Annotated in this window: 5 protein-coding genes; 2 read left to right on the forward strand and 3 right to left on the reverse strand. The window is 70.7% G+C overall.

Going from position 1 to position 3356, the window contains the following annotated elements:
* A partial coding sequence (locus VGR06_RS22305) for a hypothetical protein (RefSeq protein ID WP_327561050.1) occupies positions 1-1743 on the forward strand: 1743 nt, incomplete at its 5' end.
* Between the two features lie 35 nt (positions 1744-1778).
* The gene (locus VGR06_RS22310; RefSeq protein ID WP_327561051.1) at positions 1779-1961 is read left to right on the forward strand and encodes a hypothetical protein; all 183 of its coding nucleotides are present in this window, start codon (positions 1779-1781) and stop codon (positions 1959-1961) included.
* 121 nt (positions 1962-2082) lie between these two features.
* On the opposite strand, the gene VGR06_RS22315 is transcribed toward VGR06_RS22310, so the two are convergent.
* The 3 genes from VGR06_RS22315 to VGR06_RS22325 all read right to left on the reverse strand — a co-directional run.
* Positions 2083-2370, reverse strand: coding sequence for a glutaredoxin family protein (locus tag VGR06_RS22315; protein ID WP_327561052.1), 288 nt, complete (start codon positions 2368-2370; stop codon positions 2083-2085).
* The gene (locus VGR06_RS22320; protein ID WP_327561053.1) at positions 2367-3110 is read right to left on the reverse strand and encodes a peroxiredoxin family protein; all 744 of its coding nucleotides are present in this window, start codon (positions 3108-3110) and stop codon (positions 2367-2369) included. The genes VGR06_RS22315 and VGR06_RS22320 overlap by 4 nt, the downstream gene beginning before the upstream one ends.
* A partial coding sequence (locus VGR06_RS22325) for a hypothetical protein (protein WP_327561054.1) occupies positions 3094-3356 on the reverse strand: 263 nt, incomplete at its 5' end. The genes VGR06_RS22320 and VGR06_RS22325, both read right to left, overlap by 17 nt.

Consider the following 3356-nt stretch of genomic DNA (forward strand, 5'->3'; position numbering starts at 1 on the left):
GAGGCGGTGCTGCTGGCCGCGCGCCGGGTACTGCACGGGTTCCTGTCGCGCCCCGTGCCCGGTGCTGACCGGCCATCCGCCGATCCGGACGCCATCGCCGAGCGGGTCGCCGGCGTACGTGCGGTGATCATGGCGATGTTCGAGGACCTGCCCCGGTCCGAGCCGGCGGTACGCGAGGCAGTACTGCGCCAGCGGGCGCCGCTGGCCCTGCTCTGCGGCTGCTGGCTGGACACCGTGTCGCAGCCGGCGACCCAGCCGGCGACCATCGCGAACCGGCTGTTCCAGCACCAGTTCGTGTTGCGGGGAGAGGGAAATCCACGACGCGGGCTGCACCACCTGCGGGCGCGGGCACTGGAGACGGCCGGGGTGTACCTGCCCGAGATCGGCGCCACGGACTTCATGCGGACCGCCGAGGCCCTGCCGCTGACCGCGTTGCACGGCGCTTTCTACCTGTCCCTGGCCAAGCTTCCGGCGAACTTCCTGCCCGAGGTCGTCGGCGTGCACTATGCCGTGGCCGCGCTCGGCGTGGACGACTTTCTGCTCGGTATGCCGCCGGCGCTGCCGGAGTCCGAGCTGCGGTCGGTGCTCGGCGGGTATCTGAACCTGGCGGGGGACCGGCCCGAGTTGGGTGCGCGGGTGCTGCATGCGGTCGAGCTGGCGCTGGCCCTCGAGCTGGAGCACGCCGGCCTGCTCGCGCGGCTGGCGGCCTGGCGAGCCGGGCGCTCGCCGGAGCTGTCCGCACACCGCATCGGCGAGCGCGCGGCGGCGGGGTGGCGCCGCGCGCTGGCTCTCGACTTGCCGTCAGACGTACTGCTGCGCCGTGCCGATGTGCCCGACGACCGGCAGTTCTTCCACCGCCTGGTGAACATCGAGAACTACCCGAACACCCGCGGGCCGGCCCGGGACCACGCCACCGTGGTGCTGGACATCGCCGAGGAGGTGCTGTTCGAGCACGGCGCCATCGGCATGCTGACCGACGCGAGCTGGTTCGAGTACACCCCGGAGGCACTGCTGGCCCGGGTCGACCGGATCTGCCGGGACAAGCTGAGTGATGAAGCCGCCTTCGGGCCGAAGTCGGTCGCGCTCGGCAGCATGATCGACGGAGCCTGGACGCACCGGACCGGCACCGTGGGCCGCTATGCCCGCCGCAGCGACGGCAGGCTGTACTCGATGCACGCCGAGGCGCTGGGCCGGGGCGACCCGCGTGGCAACCAGATCGCGATGACCTACCGCCTGCTGGGCGGGATGGGCATCCGCGTCCCGCACATCCGGGACGCCGCCTTCCTCGACCAGGAGGACCTCCCGGAGCACCGGTACGAGCTCGCCATCCAGCAGCTCAGCCTCTCCCTGTTCCCGGACACCTGCCACGACGAGATCCTCGGCTTCAACCTGGGGATCGCGACCCTCGGGCTCGGGCTCACCCGCGCCCGCAAGCTGCGCGGGCTGCGCCGGCACTGGATCGACGCGGCCGGCGAGGACACACCGGCGCCGGTCCAGTGCAGCCCGGCCGGTCAGGCCAGGCACGCAGCCGAGATCATCATCGACTACTTGGACGAGGTGGCGATGACCTGCGGATCGGGCGCGGTCCGGACGCACTGGCGGCGGATCTGGCGCGGCTACGCCTCGTTTGCCTACCTGGTCGAGCAGGAGCCGCTGGACCTGGTCTCCGACGACCTGGCGGACCTGATCGGCCTTCCTGGTTCGGGAGCCCGGGAACAATCTACTATCTCCGTACGTAGATAGTAGAGAGATTCGTTGGAGCTCCAGGAGGATGTACCGTGGCGTCACTGTTTCTCGGCCTCGCCGCCCTCGCCTGCCCGGTAGGAATGGGCGTGATGATGTGGATGATGGGCCGCCGTCGGCCAGCTGCTGACAACGGCGGCGCCGCCGAGGTCGCGGCGCTGCGCGCCGAGATCGAGGACCTCAAGGCCGAACGGCACCCGCCGGAGACCGCATCGTGACGACCTGGTCCGCCGCGCTCATCGCGCTGGCCGCCGCAACCGCGACCTACTTCTCTTGCGTGCGACCGGCGCTGCGGGCACGGAAACGCTCGTGACCGGAGGCCGCCCGAGCCTTGACCGTCTACTGATGACGATCAAGACCCATTGCCGCACCACGCTTGCCGAGGGTTCGGCGGAGTTTGCGTTCGGAGAGCCGGCCGAAGGAGAACGGATCACCGTCGAGTAGGACGCCGGGGGCGAACAGGACACCCGCACGGCTGGCCAGCAGCCGGCCTTCCTCGCTGGCGAGGTCGATCTCGTTGACCCGTAACGGAAAATCGTGTCCCACCCGGCCGAGGACCTGCTTGGCATGGTCGCAGTAGGCGCAGTTTTCCTGGGTCAGCAGGGTGATCTCGACCGGGGTGGTCATGGCCGGCGTTCCGCGCGGAGGTCGGTGAGTAGCTTGTCGGTGGGGACGAACATGGTGTAGTCGGGCTTGCCGCCGTAGTCGGCACGCCAGCGGATGGTGCCGTCCGGGCCGACCAGGACGAAGCTGTGGCCGTCGCGGCTGGTTCCCATCATGCCGTACTGGTTGGCGGTGTACGCGTGGGAGACGCGCAAGTCCGGGTCGGACAGCACCGGGGTGGTCAGCTTCTCGTCGGTCATCTTGCGGTTGATCTGATCGGCGGGGTCGGTGGTGATCGACATGACCGCGTCGACGCCGGCGGCCCGTACAGCGCCGGCGTTCTTCTCCAGGTCGCGGATCTGGTCCCAGCATGGCTGGCACATCAGCCCTTCCTGGAAGTACAGCAACACGTTCTTGCCGCGGTGGTCGGCGAGGCTCACCCGCCCGCCGGTGTGCGCGGCGAGCGTGAACGCCGGTGCCGCGGCGCCGATACCCGGCTGGCCGACCGCGTGCCGGAACCCGCTGCCGCCGACGGTCACGGCGTCCGGGTCGGTCCGGGAGTCCTGGTAGATGAGGTAGAGCACGGTGACCACCCCGACCACCGCCAGGACCACCAGCACGATCCACACCGGGCGGCGATCCGAACGTCCACCGTGGACTGATCGAGCTTCGCGGGCGAGCCGGGAAGCCTGCTGCCGCTGCCGGGTCCGGATCTGCGGGGCCCGCTTGCCAGCCGGGGTTCGGGTGCTACTGCCGCTGCTCACGTGCGTGCTCCTCCAGGGTTGCGGGTTCGGTCACCGGCCGGCGGGTGCGCCGGGCGCGGCGGATCAGCAGGGCGAACCCCGACGCGAGGACGAGCGCGAGGACCCAGCCCGGCAGCCAGGAGAGCGCGTCCCGGACCACGCTGGCCAGGTGCTGCAGCCAGGAGCTCAGGGCGGTCTGCCAGCCGCCGCTGGGCATGCCGGGGCCGGTGAACGCCAGCGCCAGCGCCAGCCCGCCCATGACGATCA

The organism is Actinophytocola sp. (assembly GCF_036002505.1).
Classification (GTDB): domain Bacteria; phylum Actinomycetota; class Actinomycetes; order Mycobacteriales; family Pseudonocardiaceae; genus DASYTH01.

Excerpts from the sequence above, each read along its gene's own strand:
- VGR06_RS22315 (WP_327561052.1), bottom strand. The coding sequence starts at position 2,370 with ATGACCACCCCGGTCGAGATCACCCTGCTGACCCAGGAAAACTGCGCC.